10 protein-coding genes and 3 pseudogenes are annotated in these 14,874 nt (G+C 68.2%); 6 read left to right on the top strand and 7 right to left on the bottom strand.

The window, feature by feature from the left end; all coding sequences use genetic code 11:
• Nucleotides 1–32: 32 nt before the first annotated feature.
• The 5 genes from ACWD5F_RS05085 to ACWD5F_RS05065 all read right to left on the bottom strand — a co-directional run bounded on the left by ACWD5F_RS05085 (nt 33) and on the right by ACWD5F_RS05065 (nt 7,503).
• Nucleotides 33–626 (bottom strand): CBM35 domain-containing protein, encoded by a 594-nt coding sequence (locus ACWD5F_RS05085; RefSeq protein WP_451251195.1) that lies wholly within the window; start codon nt 624–626, stop codon nt 33–35.
• Nucleotides 623–1,222: a glycoside hydrolase family 75 protein gene (locus ACWD5F_RS05080; RefSeq protein WP_451251193.1), complete on the bottom strand. Its 600-nt coding sequence runs from the start codon at nt 1,220–1,222 to the stop codon at nt 623–625. Before ACWD5F_RS05080 ends, ACWD5F_RS05085 begins: the two co-directional genes overlap by 4 nt.
• A gap of 521 nt (nt 1,223–1,743) precedes the next feature.
• Nucleotides 1,744–2,193, bottom strand: a complete 450-nt coding sequence (locus ACWD5F_RS05075) for a spore-associated protein (RefSeq protein WP_401714485.1) — start codon at nt 2,191–2,193, stop codon at nt 1,744–1,746.
• Nucleotides 2,194–2,536: 343 nt separating this feature from the next.
• The gene (locus ACWD5F_RS05070) at nt 2,537–6,622 is read right to left on the bottom strand and encodes a discoidin domain-containing protein (protein WP_451251191.1); all 4,086 of its coding nucleotides are present in this window, start codon (nt 6,620–6,622) and stop codon (nt 2,537–2,539) included.
• 563 nt (nt 6,623–7,185) lie between these two features.
• A complete protein-coding gene (locus tag ACWD5F_RS05065) occupies nt 7,186–7,503 on the bottom strand; it encodes a class I SAM-dependent methyltransferase (RefSeq protein WP_451252264.1) in 318 nt (105 codons plus the stop codon).
• A 146-nt stretch (nt 7,504–7,649) separates the two neighbouring features.
• Here ACWD5F_RS05065 and ACWD5F_RS05060 point away from each other — a divergent pair.
• Both ACWD5F_RS05060 and ACWD5F_RS05055 read left to right on the top strand, forming a co-directional pair.
• Nucleotides 7,650–9,001, top strand: a pseudogene (locus ACWD5F_RS05060) (ISL3 family transposase).
• A complete protein-coding gene (locus ACWD5F_RS05055) occupies nt 8,998–9,504 on the top strand; it encodes a DinB family protein (RefSeq protein ID WP_450358224.1) in 507 nt (168 codons plus the stop codon). Before ACWD5F_RS05060 ends, ACWD5F_RS05055 begins: the two are co-directional and overlap by 4 nt.
• 46 nt (nt 9,505–9,550) lie before the next feature.
• Here the strand turns inward: ACWD5F_RS05055 and ACWD5F_RS05050 are convergent.
• Nucleotides 9,551–9,755 (bottom strand): annotated as a pseudogene (locus ACWD5F_RS05050) (ISL3 family transposase); the annotation flags it as partial.
• 98 nt (nt 9,756–9,853) lie between these two features.
• On the opposite strand from ACWD5F_RS05050, the pseudogene ACWD5F_RS05045 reads away from it, so the two are divergent.
• From ACWD5F_RS05045 to ACWD5F_RS05030, 4 genes and pseudogenes are all read left to right on the top strand, one after another.
• A pseudogene (locus tag ACWD5F_RS05045) lies at nt 9,854–10,080 on the top strand (IS5/IS1182 family transposase); the annotation flags it as partial.
• Nucleotides 10,081–10,742: 662 nt separating this feature from the next.
• Nucleotides 10,743–11,087 carry a hypothetical protein gene (locus tag ACWD5F_RS05040; protein WP_451251189.1) on the top strand — a complete coding sequence of 115 codons (345 nt, stop codon included), beginning with the start codon at nt 10,743–10,745 and terminating at the stop codon, nt 11,085–11,087.
• Nucleotides 11,088–11,389: 302 nt separating this feature from the next.
• Nucleotides 11,390–12,007 (top strand): hypothetical protein, encoded by a 618-nt coding sequence (locus ACWD5F_RS05035; protein ID WP_451251187.1) that lies wholly within the window; start codon nt 11,390–11,392, stop codon nt 12,005–12,007.
• Nucleotides 12,008–12,260: 253 nt separating this feature from the next.
• Nucleotides 12,261–13,226, top strand: coding sequence for a ricin-type beta-trefoil lectin domain protein (locus ACWD5F_RS05030; protein WP_451251185.1), 966 nt, complete (start codon nt 12,261–12,263; stop codon nt 13,224–13,226).
• Between the two features lie 558 nt (nt 13,227–13,784).
• Here the strand turns inward: ACWD5F_RS05030 and ACWD5F_RS05025 are convergent.
• On the bottom strand, nt 13,785–14,777 hold the full coding sequence (locus ACWD5F_RS05025) for a LacI family DNA-binding transcriptional regulator (protein WP_451251183.1): 993 nt from the start codon (nt 14,775–14,777) through the stop codon (nt 13,785–13,787).
• Nucleotides 14,778–14,874 lie beyond the last annotated feature (97 nt).

Here is a 14,874-nt window from a genome sequence, read left to right as displayed (position 1 = left end):
GTGGGCCACCGGCCACGACGTGTGGTTGGTCCTCAGACGACGATTCGGTCGAGGTTGGGTGCTCCGCTCGAAGGGTTGGAGAACTGGATGGTGTTGTTTCCGGCCTTGAGCTGGACGGTGACGTCCTTGGTGACCACGGTGTTGTAGTCCGGTGTCTCGGGGAAGCTGACGGTTTGTTTGACGCCGTTGACTGTGACGACGGCGGTGCGGGCCTGGCCGACACTCATGAAGGAGACCTGCATGGTGTAGCTGCCCGCCGCCGACTTGGTGACGTTGTTGAACGTCGCTGTTCCGCCGTTACCGAGGTAGCTGAGCTTCTTGCCGCCCGAGCAATGAGCGCAGTTGGTGATCGTGGTGCCACCGGCCAGTGTCGACGCCTCGGCCTCGTACGACGCGTTCCCGCCGCCCGGCGGGGGGTCGGTCGGGGGAGGAGTGCTACCACCGTCCATGCTCGCGCCGAGGCTGTCCAGGGCGCTCTGGACCAGGGCCTGGGTGTTGGTGTTGAGGTTGGAGTTGGTGCCGTTGACGACCCATTTCGAGCCGGAGAACATCACCACGGTCACCCCGTTGTCGACCCCGCCGGTGGTCCCGCTGCTGGGGATGCCGAGCAGTTGGGCGGCCTTCACGGAGGCTTCGCCCAGTTCGCGGGAGTCGTTGTCCGAGGTGGTCTCTGGCTGTTCGCTGTCTGGGTGTCGCCGAAGATCGAACCGATGACCTTGCCGTTGTAGAACATCAGGGCGAACTGTCGGCCTGACATGCCGTGTTCTTGGTAGAAGAAGTGCGGGCAGGGACTCTTTTCGTCCCAGCAGTCGTCGCCCAGCACGTAGAACGGCACGCGGTGTGCGCCCAGTGCCTGGCCGTTGCTGTCTTCCCAGGTCGTCTCGCCCTGATGGTCGGGATCGGGATCGGGGTCGCTGCCGTCGGTGTCGATGGCCATGCCGGAGGTGTAGGAGTAGACACCTGGGGCGACCTGGTACACGTTTACGTTCTGAGACCGCGTCATGGTGTTGATGTGGGGCTTGCTGTTGACCTGGTTCGCGGCCGTCGAGTTCTTCTGGACGCCGGCCAGGACCTGGGCGGGGGTATACGAAGCGGCGGTGACCGGGGCCGCCTTGGCCGTTGTGGAGGTCGGTGCGGCATCGGCGTTGCCGACGGCGAGTGGGACGGCGAGCGCGAGGGCTGCGGCGGCTGCCACAGCGAGGCGCATACGGATCGATGACATGGCGGTGTGGGGCCTCCGTCATTCGTTAGGAATGTTTCCTAACAGACAGAAGCATCGGTGGGCCTGGTCACACAATCGTCTCGGTGTGTGGTTTTACTAAGCCCATACCTCCAAAGGCGCAGGCGGCCAAGCTTCTTGACGTCCCGTCAGTCACCAAACGTGCAGGTTGAGCGTCGCTCGTGATCCCGTTGACCGTGGCAAACAGGACCTGTTCATGCAGGTCGACCCACGCGTCCCGCGGGCACAGTGGCAGGTGCGTATGCCGGGCGGGGCGGGGTAGCTCCATGGGCGTCGGCGGCGAGGGTGGCTGCGTCGCACCCACGGCGGCTCGTGTACTGGCGCCGAGGCCTCGCAGGTCGGGGGCGATGACGCGGTACTGTCCGGAAGTCGCCCCCTGATGCTTGCTGCCCGTGACGCTGCGCAGCCGGACCCGCGACGGGCTGCTGTCGTGCCGGTCGAACGGACGGTCCCGGTGGGCTCCCCTCCGACGGGAACCCACCGGGACCGCGGTCGCGTCCGGGTCAGCGGACGGTGGTGACCCGGTGTTCCTTCAGCGCGGCACAGTTGGAGCCCGTCACGTAGGTGTACACGTTGTCGATGTGGCCACCCCAGTCGACGCAGTGTCCCTTGCCGTACACATAGCCCGGCCCGGCGTACGACGTGTACACGCCCTCGTCCTGGGCGTATTCGTCGGTGTCGGGAATGTAGACGTAAGCGCCCATGTCCTTGCCCACCCCCGGGTTGTTGCGGATGGTGGCGACGCAGTTCTTGCCGTTGGAGGCGTTGTAGGTCAGGTAGACCGTGCCCTGCGTGCCGACGGGCGTCGAGTTGACGGTCTTGTAGCTGCTCCCGCAGACCTTCTGCGGGGTGGTGTTCGGGGCTGCGGAGGCCGGCCCGGCCAGCGCGGTCGTGGTCGCGACCGCCATTGCCGCCACGGCGGCACCGCCGAGTGCAGAACGCTTGAATCTCATATTTCCCCCTTGTGCAGGTAGCTGTGTTTTGCTCCTGACAGGTCAGACAAGCGCCGTCTGTGCGAGGTTGTGACCGAACACCGGCTTGATCAGGCCGAGTTGCTCAGGATGCAGCCGCAGTGCGACCGGACTGCCGTGACCTCGGTGGTAGGAGGGGCGGATCAGCGGCTGCCATGGCAGATTCGAGGGGCAAAGCGGTATGAAGGGCAGGAAATGGTAGGAGGAGAGTCGGACGCTGAGACTCGTCCGCCTGTAGGACGTTGTCGTGTTCTCGGCGCAACCCCATGACGCGGCTCTTCGTCCCGGTCCGGCGCCGTCGGCTGCCGGACCGGGACGAGGGTACTCAGCCGCGCAGCGTCGCGACCGGGCTGTTGTAGGCCTCGGCCGTCAGCACCGGATGCCGTGCGGCGGACGCCGCCGCGGGCCAGGACAGACGTACCGTGCGGGATTCGCCGGGCAGCAACCACAGGTAGTTGTCGCTGTACAGCGTGGGCAGAACCCGGTCGCCGTGCGTGTCCTCCAGCAGTGACAGCCGGACCATGGCGGCCACCGCGGATCCTTGGTTGCGAATCGTCGCCGTCAGCTCCCGGCGGTCTCCGGAACGGGACAGTCCGGTGATGCCGCCGGTGAGCTTCACCTGCTTCGCCTTGTTGAGCGCCTGGAGCGCCGAAGCGCTGCGATAGCGCCAGTAGGTGTTGCGCGACACCTCGCGGCCCTGGGCGTCCTCCAGAGTGAGGTGCAGCAGGTGCAGCTCCGGGAGGTCGTCCGTCCAAGGGGCGGCGAACGCCTCGGACTTGGTGGCCCGCGCGACGTCCACCCGCGCCGACCTCGACTTGCCGAGCTGCCGGCCGGACAGGTCGAACAGCCGCGCGGTGACCGTGGCGCGGGGCAGATCGGTCGAGGTGTGATTCACCGCGATGACCTGCCAGTTGACGGGATCCGCCTGCACGTGGAGCGGTTCGCAGGCCGAACGCGCCCCGTAGTACGTGCCGTTGACGTCGAAGTCGTAGTCGTATGTCTGCCAGACGGTGCTGTGCCAGGCCGGGTGGGACATCCACAGCATGAGGCCGGAGGCGTTGTCCCACAGGTTGGCGTTCCACGCCTCGAACATGGCTCGGGTGTTCTCGTAGTTGACGAACTGCGCCTTCTTGGCGAAGTCGTCCAGGCCGAGGGCGGTGCCCAGACGCGTCTCGATGGCCGCCTTGTAGTTCTGGGGTGCCTGATTACCGTGCTCGCTCCAGTCGTGGTAGTACCACGCGCCCTTGATCGGCCATTCCGGTTCGTCGCCCGTCATGTTTCGTGTGCTCGCCGCGGTGGAGACGACGGGCATGCCGATCTCCGTGTGGAAGCCGAAATCCTTGCTGCCGTAGGTCGAGGGATCGAAGTACTTCTCCGGTTCCACCCAACCGTAGGGACCGCCACCGGTGATGATGCCTCCGGCGGAGTTGTTCTGGTACAGCAGGCCGGGCGCCTGCTGCTCGACCGCCTCGCGCATCCCCTTGTCGATCGCGGCCGGCGGGTTGCCCTCGTTGGCGCCGCACCAGATCACCACGCTCGGATGAATGCGGTAGCGCAGCACGGTGTCGCGGGCGAGGGAGTTGAAGGCCTCGTGGTCCGGCGGGTCCATGCCCCATGCGTTCGGGAAGTCGTTCCACACCAGGATGCCGTGCCGGTCGCAGGCGGCGAAGAACTCCTCCCGGTCGCTGCTGCCCACCCAGTTGCGGATCATGGTGAAGTTCATGTCCCGGTGCATGCGCACGGCGGCATCCATACGCTCCACCGGCATCCTGCGCAGGAGTTCGTCCCAGCCCCAGTTCCCACCGCGGGCCAGTACGCGAACGCCGTTGACGCTGATCTTCAGCGGGTCCGGTGTGTTCGAGACGGACTTGACGTCCGTCCACTGCTCGCCGTCGTCGGAGACCTGGATGACGTAGGTCTTCGGGTAGGCGGTCTCCCACACGATCGCGACCCGATCGAAGTCGCGACGGGAGCCAAGATCCACCTGGATCCACTGGTCGTCTTCGTAGGCGGAGGACCAGCGGGTGCCCGGGTCGCCGTCGGTGGCGTGCGCGGCCGGGTGGTCGGACTCCTCCGTGGAGGCCGTGGCCTTCTGGCGCAGGGCGAGGTCGGTGCCGGGGTCACTGCGGTCGATGACGCTGAACGTCCACAGCGAGTTACCCCAACTGGTGTTGCGCAGACCGAGGTTGAGCCGGACGTAGCGTGCCGTCCGGCGGTCGAGGTCCTCGACCTGGAGGCTGGCGTTGCCGTTGTTGAACGGCAGCGGTACCGCGCCGTTGTCCACCGACTGCACGTCGGTCCAGTCCGAGCCGTTCGCGGACACCTGGACGACGAACGTCTTCGCGTAGGCCTGTTCCCAGGTGAGGTCGACCCGGTCGAAGGACTGGGTGGAGCCCAGGTCGACGCGGATCCACTGGTCGTCCTCGAAGGCGGAGGACCAGCGGGTGTTCTCGTTGCCGTCGGTGACGTTGGCCGCGCCGTTGCTGTCCTGGTCGGTGCTGGAGGCCTCGGCCGGAGCGTGCAGGGCCAGGTCGGTACCGGGCCGCAAGCTGTCACCCACCGCGAGCGTCCACAGGGAACTGCCCCAGGAGGTGGCTCTGGTAAGGCACTTGACGCGGACGTGCCGGGCCTGCTGCCGGGCGAAGGTGACGCTCTGCGTGTAGGCGTCGCCCGTCGAGGTGAACGGGAGCGGTGTGTCGTACTCGTAGCCGAACTGGCGCATGCCGAACCGGCTCGTGCGCCGGTCGCTCTCCTGACCGCCCAAGGACGCGGTGAGGATGAGCTCGTACAGATGTGGTTCGCCCAGTCCGTTGGGCCACCACAGCTTGGGCTTGCGCACCTTCAGCTGCTTGAAGGCCGTCGGGGTGAAGACGACGTCGACGCTTTCGCCGGCCTTCATGGTGACGCTCCTCGACACCCGGACCCCGTCGAACGCCGCCGTGACGGTGGCCTGGTGGTCGGCGGTGTCGGCATTGCGGACGGGCACGACCACGGTCACCTCCGCGGTCGAGACGTCCGGCAGGACGGGCAAGACCGTGTCCACGCGCGGGTCACCGATGACGAGGTGCCCCGTGGAGCGCAGCCGGACGTGGTTCCAGATGCCGGCCGCCCGGTCGCGCACGGCGGGCATCCAGTCCCAGCCCGAAGACGCGAGATACGTGGGGGAGTTGAGGTTCATCTGCCCCGCGCCCGCGTCCACCCAGGACTCGCCCTGCGGCCCCTTGTCGCCCGGACTGCCGGGAACCGGCATGGGTGTGATCTTCACCGCGAGGGCGTTCTCACCGCTCGCCGACAGCTGTCGGGTGACGTCGAGCGCGGCACGGGCGAAGGGATACGTCAGGTCGCCGACACGAGTGCCGTTCAGCCAGACGTCGGCCTTGTGGTTGACGCCGTCGAACTCCAGCCACACATGGCGTCCCGCGCCGGTCCGCAGCCCGCGGGGCAGAGCGAAGTCACGCTTGTACCACCAGGAGTGGCGCGACAGGGCCTCTGGGATGTGCAGGTTGTTCAGGCCCGCCACCGGATCGGGCAGTTTGCCCTGCTCCACGAGCGAGCCCAGAACCGTGCCGGGAACCGTGGCCGGCAGCCAACCGCGCGTGTCGACCGTCGTCCTCGACAACCCGGCGCCGTCGGTGCCCGCCCAGTCGTCCATGGTGAGGCGCCAGCCCGACTCCACGGCGACGGTGCCGTCGTCGGCGACCGTGAGGTGCGGCGCATCCTCGTGACGGGAGTCCCAGTCGGTCCAGCCGGTGGCCGCGGGGCGGTGGGCGTCGGCCGTCCCGTACACCTCGAAGCCGTTCAGCCCCAGCGGCAGCGGGCTGGAGCGCTTCTGTGAGGTCATGCGCACCCAGCGTGCCTTCGCGGGGCGTGAGACCTGGATGTCCACGCTCCCGCCGGTGCCCGCGGAGGTGCGGTAGACCGTCGTCCACGACTTGTTGTCGAGGGACGTCTCCACCACGAAGACCAGTGCGTAACTCGACTGGATCTCCTTGCCGGTGGTGCCGCTGTGTACGTTTCCGGTGGTGGGGGGCGTGTACACCGGGTCGGAGGCGTCCGCCTCGAAGGTCAGACGGACACGGCTGACCTCGCAGACCGACTGGAGGTCGACGGCTATCCACTGCGGATCGCCGCCTTCGGCGCGCCAGCCGCTGCCCGCCACGCCCTGTTGGGAGAGGCGGTCCACGACGAACGAGCCCTGTGTGGCCGCGTAGTCCGTCGAGGAGACCGATACGGGCCGGTAGAGCGCCAGACCGTCCGGGGCGGAGCGGTCGACGGATGTGCCGGTGGGGGCGGCAGCGGCGTTGGGCACGGGGAGCAGCGAGCTGAGGCCGAATCCGGCCAGCAGGGTGGTACCCGTGGTGACGACGGTTCGCCGCGAAAGTGGGCGCGGCGAACTCGGCTGATCTGTCATGTGTGACGTCCCATCAAAAGCACAGGCCGAACGAGGCTCTGGCGTCCCCTGCGCCGAGCCGGTCTGACAACGTTGCCATAGGCTGTGTTGGTGCCGTGTTTCCTGTCAACCCCTGTGGCACGCCAGGCTCTGTCGCCGCTGCCCGGTTGCCGTGTGCGATGTGGCGGCAGCAAATTTCCGGCATCGCTCCGGGAGCGTGCGTTGTCGGCTTCCGTCCCGAGTTCCCCACCGCGTCGAGGCCTCCGGTCGCCCGACGTTGCCGTCCCGCGAGGATCTGGTCGGCGTGCTGACTGAAGCGGCTCTTCTCACGTGCTCGGAGAACTGGGCTCTGCGGTCGTCGCACTGTGGCACGTGCGAAGGCAGGTGCGCGGGGAGACGTCCAACTCGGTGTTCATGTGTCGGCGCAGGGACGTGGCGGTCGCGAACGCGACGTCGGCGGAACCATCTCGTCGACCGACAGCGTGCTCGATTGAACACATCGAGGTACTGGCAGGACGCCACGGACGAGGACGAGGTGGCGGTCGAACGGGACGCCCGGCCGCTGAGCGCTGTTCCATGACCACTCAGGCGGGTACCTCGGCTGAGACGAACAGAAAGTTGGGCAGACGGACGTAGCTGTCGATCGCCATCAGGACCATGCTGCACACCACGGCGTCGAAGGGGGCACCCAGGTTGGGCAGCCGTGTCAGATCTGCCTGGACGTAGGTGATTCCCTGCCGCAGCTCGGCCTCTCTCTCACGGGCGAAGGCACACATCAGCTCCGTCGGTTCGACTCCTGTCACCTGTGCTCCGCGCCCGGCGAGGATGCGGCTTAAGTACCCGTTACCGCATCCTGCGTCCAGCAGCCGTCGGCCGCGCACATCGCCCAGCAGCCGCAGCAGATAGGGATTGGCCAGGTGCCGTTTGGCGAAGTAAAGGGGCTCTTCACAGTTGAGGGTGTGACGGCCGCCGGCGGGGCGCTGGCTGGGTAGACGTCGAGGTCCCCTGAAGATGGAGGTTCCTACGCCACCATCCAGAAGACCTCGACTTGCCTGACGCTACCTTCGCGCGCCCCGACCTGACCAAGTTCTGCCGGCTCGATGACCTCGGACTTGAAGTCGTCGGCCAGCACCTCGAGCCCGACCGCGCTGTTGTCGCCTGCCGCGTTCTTGACGCCGACGACGGCAGCGAAGGTTGGTGCCGACGCTGCGGCTGCCAAGGCACGCCGCGCGACACCGTGGCCAGACGATTGGCCCACGTGCCGCTGGGCTGGCGACCGACCACGCTGTTGGTCTCGATCCGCTGCTACAAGTGCATCGGCTGCGGACACGTGTGGCGCGCCAAAACACCAGCCGCGCGGCCGAGCCCCGGGCGAAGCTGACCCGCACCGGCCTGCGGTGGGCGCTGGAAGGCATCGTGGTCCAACACCTCACCGTCGCTCGGGTCGCGGAGGGCCTCGGGGTCGCGTGGAACACCGCCAACGACGCCGTCCTGGCCGAAGGCAAGCGGGTCCTGATTGATGATGAGAACAGGTTCGACGGAGTCGCCGTCATCGGTGTCGACGAGCACGTGTGGCGCCACACCAGGCGTGGCGACAAGTACGTCACCGTGCTCATCGACCTCACCCCGGTCCGTGACGGCACCGGCCCAGCACGGCTGCTCGACATGGTCGAGGGCCGCTCCAAGTCCGCGTTCAAGACCTGGCTCGCCGAACGCCCCTCCGCGTGGCGCGACGCGGTCGAGGTGGTCGCGATGGATGGCTTCACCGGCTTCAAGACCGCCGCTGCAGAAGAGGTCCCCGACGCGGTCGCGGTGATGGACCCCTTCCACGTCGTCCGTCTGGCCGGCGATGCCCTCGACCAGTGCCGCCGCCGTGTGCAACTCGCGATCCACGGCCACCGCGGCTTCAAGGACGACCCGCTCTACAAGTCGCGGCGGACCCTGCACACCGGTGCCGGGCTGCTCACCGACCGACAGATCGACCGACTCAACCAGCTGTTCGCCGACGAGGACCATGTTGAGGTCGAAGCGACCTGGGGCGTCTACCAGCGCATGATCGCGGCTTACCGTGAGGAGGACCGCAGCCGAGGACGTGAGGCGATGGCCAAGCTGATCAACGACCTCGGCACCGGTGTCCCGAAGGCGCTGGTCGAGGTCGCGAAGCTCGGCAGAACGCTGAAGAAGCGCGCCGCCGACGTGCTCTCCTACTTCGACCGGCCCGGCACCAGCAACGGCCCGACCGAAGCCATCAACGGTCGGCTCGAGCATCTGCGCGGCTCCGCACCCGGGTTCAGGAACCTGACCAACTACATCGCCCGCAGCCTGCTCGAGACCGGCGGCTTCAGGCCACAACTAGCCCCCGGTGCGAGGGTCGGCCCGAGTGCTACGTTCGGGCCATGACTAGACCCAGTGAGATCCTCGGCAGCGTAGTCGCCGCCAGCGAGCGCGAGCAGCTCGAGACGTTCCTGGATTACCTGCGCGACGCCGTCGTGCGCAAGGCCCGCGGGGTGTCGGAGGAGGACGCCCGGCGCAGCCCGGTGCCGACCGGCACCAACCTCGGCGGCCTGATCAAACACCTGCGGTGGGTGGAACTGGGCGGGTTCGCCGAGCAGATCGGGCAGATCCCCGCCGCGGAGCTGCCCACGCCGCCGTGGACCGACGCAGACCCGGAGGCCGACCTGCGACTGGAGCCGAACGAGAAGCTCGACGACGTCATCGGCGCCTACCAGGCGGAGTGCGACCGCTCCCGCGAGATCGCCGCCCAGCACAGCCTCGACTACGCACCGCCGGGCAGGGAGCTGACGTTGCGGTGGGTGTACCTGCACGTGATCCTGGAGACCGGCCGGCACGCGGGCCACGCGGACATCCTGCGCGAGATGATCGACGGCGGCGTCGGCGACTGACGGCTCGCGGTGCGTCGTCGGTCCGTGTTCCGGTCGTCGGAGGCGGCGTTACACCGGTATCGGCGGAGGCTGACCTCCAACACCGTGGGCCGCCACCCGAACGGCTCGTGCGCCAACCGCCGGACCACCGTGCCCCTGGCCGCGCCCTGGCAGACGCAGCGACGACACCATCTGACGGGCTCGACAACCCGGCACCGGAGAATCGCCCGATCGGGCTCCAACCGCTGCCCGAGCACTTCGAGCCCGAGATCATAGTCACCTCCATCCTCGGGAGACCTCGACCCCTACCCGGCCACCGACGCGCCGACCGGACTACACCCTCAACTGCGAAGAGCCAGTAAAGGTGCCGGGCAGCAATCACGACGGCCTTACAGACGGCCAGGGCATCCCATTCAGGTGTCGCTGCCCGGCGGAAACCGTGACGACGGCACGCAGTTGCTGCCCCTGCCGGACAAGGTTCCAGCTGTGGTCGGCGTCGTCGGCCGGCCCTGACGCAGACCCGATGTCCTGTTCGCCGATCGCGGCGACGACCACGACAAGGACCGTCGCCTGCTCCGGGCTCGCGGCGTCCGCCCGTCATCGCCGAACCAGGCTGGAACACGGCAACGGCGCCACGACATCCACGAAGCCCTCCTCGGGCTCGCCACCCGCCTGATCACCCACCGGCACGTCCAACGCCTTTGTCAGAGCCTCTTGGCGAGGTTCCCGAGCGGACGAGTTGACGGTCGGCCGTCTTGGGCACATGTGGGCCAGCCATGACGTGGTCGCGTGCGGCTCGGGAGGGGTCCCGGGCCGCACGCGTCACGATGAAGTCACGCGTGGTCGGCGCAGGGTCGGACAGGACAGAAGCCGCCGTTCTGCTCGTACTCGCGTGAGCGGTTCGGAACCAGTTCGGCGATCCGGCCACGTATGCCGCACGGACGCCGGGGGACAGGGCGGACTTCGGCGGTGCGGTGGAACAGCCGATGGACCTTCCCGCACGCACCGGAAACGGGTGGGAATCGGGACGCACGAGGCGAATCGAGGATCATGTGAGTTCGAAGACGGTCGTCCCCCTTGTCGCGGTGCTGGTGCTCGCCGTGGCCGGTTGTTCGGAGGGCGGGTCCCACCGGACCGGGCAGGCGGGGACGCCACAGACGGCGCCCCTCTCTTCCTCCGCCGGCAGGACGCACTCCGGCGCTACGGCGACAGGAGCGGCGTCCCCTGGTGCAGCGACTACTTCCGAGGTCTGTCAGGGGGTGGACGCGGCAGCGTACGGCCAGTTGATCGCCATGTCCCTGGCCATCGGCGACAGGACCAGGCAAGGTGCCGCCCTGCGGGCCGACGTCGCGCGAACCTACGAGGACTTCGCCGCCCGACTGACCCTGATCCGCGCACAGGCCGTCGGCCGCCTTTCCGCGGCATTGACGCAGTGGGCTTCCGCCGGCACCGCGGTGGGCCACTACGTCGCCGAGAAGAAGCCGCGGCCCGGCCTGGTCATCGACTACGGGCCGACCGAGAAGCGGTGGGACGCGACGCGGAAGGCCACCGAGGAGATCTGCGGACACGACCTTCCCGACCTGAGCCAGGGGAGGAATTCCTGAGCCCGGGAGAAAGGAATCCCGAGTCCGGAAAGAATTCCTGGCCACTCGTACCCGAAGACGACGCGCGCCCTCGGCTACTTCACGCACGGCCCTCGGCTTCCGGGTTCTTGAGGGAAAACGCTCTGTTTCGACCCCGGCCGGACAGAGGTCCAGCCGTACTCTGGACTCCTGGCGTCCACCCTCATGTGCCGCGCACGAGTTGGCCCCCACGGGCCGGTGAGCACCTGCCGGAAGACGGCGTGGCGGCGTCGCCGTCGAGTTGCGACGTCCGAGGACCGGACCGAGAGGCGGAGCACCGCGGTATGAGCAAGTCGCCATGTTTCTCGTTCGACGGCTGGATCGCGGGCCTGGGTACCACCTCCGGCACCCGGTTCGTGGTCGGGCATTGGCCCCGCTCGCCGTTCGACGCGTTCAGTGACGTGATGGTGGAAAAGGGAGACGGCGAACGGGTGCTGTTGGCCCCCAGCGAGCGGATCGCCGAGTTCATCGCCGGCACCTATGTCTTCGACGCGGTGCACGTCGTACCGGTCGACGTCGACATCGCCGCGGACACCTGGCGCGTCAGCGCGGGACCGCTCCGGCTGCGCTTCACGACCGGCGCACGCCCTCTCGTGGGCCGGCTGCTGCGTGCCGTCCCCGCGCGCCTCGCCCGGCGTCCGGCGTGGGCCGCGCTGATCGACCACCCCGTCCGCCTCCTGATGCCCGGCGTCCGCACACGCGGCAGCGCGGGCGGGAACCGCAGGGAGTGGTACGGCGCGCAGGATCTCCACGCGATCAGTTCGGCTTCCGGCGTCCTCGAGGACACGGATCTCGGCGCTCTGGCGGCCGTCGACCCTCCCGTACGGTTCGGGTTCGGTTCGACGCCGCGGGCACCGGCGCTGACCCGGGTCACGACGACCGTGGCCCTGTCGCGCTCATAGCCGGCAACCGGTGGACGCCCCGGCCGCTGCTGTCGATATTGCCGGGCATGCCCGAACGGCGTACCCAAGACCATGTCCGCAAAGGGGGGCCGGGCCTTCGCGCGAAGGGGTGCGGCTCCGCCGACCTTTCCTGCCGCCCGCTCTCTTGACGGTTGGCATGTTCGGAGCAACACTCGGCTCAAGCTTTGTTAGGAAACTTTCCTAACAAAGCTTCTCTCTCGACCTGTCCACGCCCCCCACACGGGAGACAGACATGACCCGACCGCCCACCCTCCGCCGTGCAGCGGCTCTCTGTACGGTCGTCCTGGCCGTACTCGGAGCCCTGCTCACCGCCTCGGCCACGGCCACCTCGGCCCCGAAAGCACCGAGCGGCCCGAGTAAGCAGGCCGCCGCCAACCGCCAGGCCTTCCTCACCTTCTACGGCTGGTACGACAACACCCCGCCGGGCGGTGACATCTCCTACCCCAAGATCCACGACGAGGCGGGCGGCACCGGCACCTACTCCGACCCGATCACCTTCGCCTCTTCGACCGACGAGATCGCCGCCGGCACCAAGATCTTCGTCCCCCGGGTCGGCAAATACTTCATCATGGAGGACTCCTGCCAGGAGTGCGGCGAGGACTGGAACAACGAGGGCCCCAACGGCGGCCCCGGGCTGTACCACTTCGACCTCTGGGTCGGCGGGGAGGGCGGCAGCGCCTTCGACAGCATCGACTGCGAGGACGCGCTCACCCACTACAACCCGGACACCACCCCGGTACTTGAGAACGTGATCGTCAACCCCTCCGCCAACGAGCAGGTCGACCGGACGCCGATCTTCAACACCGACACCGGCGCCTGCTACGGCGGGGCGAAGCCGACCACCACGGTGGGCCAGTACAAGAACGTCTCGACCAGCCAGTGCCTGGACAACCCCGGCAACAGCTCGGCCAACGGCACCACGCTGCGCAGCGCCGCGTGCACCGGCGGCGCCGGACAGACCTTCAGCTTCCACGGCGCGTTCATGGAGAGCAACAAGAAGTGCGCCACGATGTCCGGTTCGGCCATCAAGCTGGCCGCCTGCGACGGCGGGCCGAAGCAGCAGTGGTCGATCAACCCCGACCTGACCATCTCCGACATCCAGACCGGGAAGAAGTGCTTCAAGGGCGGTAACGGCACCCTGACCGCAGGGAGTTGCTCGGGTACGGCCAGCCAATGGAAGTTCACGCCCAGGACCTAGCGACACTCTCGCCGTCCGTCCGCCCGGGGCAAGGACGTCAACGGCCTCGGGCGTCACGAGCCCTCGGGTACAGTGCCCCGATCATCGCCCCGTCCGGGTTCGCGGAGCCGATCAGGTCCGGCTCCGCGAACTCCGTCTCCGCCGCACCCGCCACGCTCTGCCTGACCGCCGACATCGACATCTCGGTGCTGCTTCAGTTCGAGAAGGCCGAGGCCGAAGTACCGGTCGCCGTGGTGCCGCGCCCAGGCAAGCAGCAGGCGCCCACTCACCCCAACCGCCGCCGCGGAGCGCGAAGCCGGATCGGCCCAGGCAAGAACTGGCAGCTGCCTGTCGGGTGCCGCCGGCTCCCGCACATAAGACCCGCGAGGTTCAATGCCATGCTCGTCGTCGATGCCAGCCGCAGCGGGTAACACCACCACGTATCCACTGACAGCGAGATCACCCAGAGTGTCTGCTGGGGCGGCATGACTGTCGTGGCGGGGATGTCGACGATTCTCCTGTCGCTTGGTACGGCTGGGCTTGCTGACGGCCCCGTGCTCGGTCTCGGAGCAGGGGGTATCAGGTCGATTCGCGTACCACGAGTTCGTTCGGCATGATCACCGGTTCCGTCGGGCCGCCGTTGATGAGACCGAGGAGCAGGTGGACGGCGGCGGTCGCCTGGTCGGCCATCGGGCTGCGGACCGAGGTGAGCGCTGGGGTCGTGTACGAGGCGGCCTCTATGTCGTCGAAGCCGACGACGGCCACGTCTTCGGGGACGCGGCGTCCGGCCTGGCGGAGCGTGCGCAGGGCTCCGATCGCCATCAGGTCGTTGGCCGTGAAGACAGCGTCGAGGTCGGGCTCGTCGTCCAGGAGCTGCTGCATGGCTTCGGCACCGGAGACTCTGGTGAAGTCGCCCAGCGCCACGATGGGGCGGCGGCCGGCGTCGCGCAGCGTCCGGCGGTAGCCGTCGAGGCGTTCGCGCGCCTCGTGGAGTTCGAGCGGTCCGGTGATGGTTGCGATCCTGCGCCGACCGCGCTCCAGAAGGTGACGTACGGCCAGCGTTGCCCCGCCGGCGTTGTCCAGGGCCACGTACGGGACGTCCTGCGCGGACGTGCGGTTGAAGGAGACGAGAGGAAGCCCCTGCCTGGCCAGCGCGGCCGGCAGGGGATCCGTACCGTGCAGGGCGACGAGGAGCACGCCGTCGACATGCCCGCCGGCGATGTACTGCTCCACTCTGGTTCGGCTCTCGTCCGATTCCGCGAGCATGAGCACGAGTCGTTTGCCCGCGGCTTCCAGCTCTCGGCTGACCGCGCGGACGACGGCTGAGAAGAGGGGATCGTCGGAGACGACTCCCTGCGGGGGGTCGGAGACGACCAGGGCGAGGGTGTCCGTGCGGCGCGTGACGAGATTGCGTGCCGCCCCGTTCGGCACGTACCCGAGTTCGCGCACAGCGCGCATGACGACGTCTCGGATCTGCGGTGCGACGGTCGCCTCGCCGTTGATGACGCGGGAGACGCTCGACTTGGACACACCCGCCCGGGCGGCGACCACTTCTAGAGTGGGGCGTTTCATGCCGGGCCGTCCTCCGTGCCGCTGCCCAGGTGCGCGCCCGGGAAGGGTTTTGTCATCGAAGGCGACCTCCGGCTCTGCGTCACGGCGATGCCAGCAG

The organism is Streptomyces sp. NPDC002499 (assembly GCF_053595415.1).
This window is presented reverse-complemented; position numbering and strand designations above follow the sequence as displayed.

Coding starts and splice junctions, on each gene's coding strand:
- ACWD5F_RS05080 (WP_451251193.1), bottom strand. CDS start 1,222: ATGTCATCGATCCGTATGCGCCTCGCTGTGGCAGCCGCCGCAGCCCTC.
- ACWD5F_RS05075 (WP_401714485.1), bottom strand. CDS start 2,193: ATGAGATTCAAGCGTTCTGCACTCGGCGGTGCCGCCGTGGCGGCAATG.
- ACWD5F_RS05070 (WP_451251191.1), bottom strand. CDS start 6,622: ATGACAGATCAGCCGAGTTCGCCGCGCCCACTTTCGCGGCGAACCGTC.
- ACWD5F_RS05055 (WP_450358224.1), top strand. CDS start 8,998: ATGACTAGACCCAGTGAGATCCTCGGCAGCGTAGTCGCCGCCAGCGAG.
- ACWD5F_RS05035 (WP_451251187.1), top strand. CDS start 11,390: ATGAGCAAGTCGCCATGTTTCTCGTTCGACGGCTGGATCGCGGGCCTG.
- ACWD5F_RS05030 (WP_451251185.1), top strand. CDS start 12,261: ATGACCCGACCGCCCACCCTCCGCCGTGCAGCGGCTCTCTGTACGGTC.
- ACWD5F_RS05025 (WP_451251183.1), bottom strand. CDS start 14,777: ATGAAACGCCCCACTCTAGAAGTGGTCGCCGCCCGGGCGGGTGTGTCC.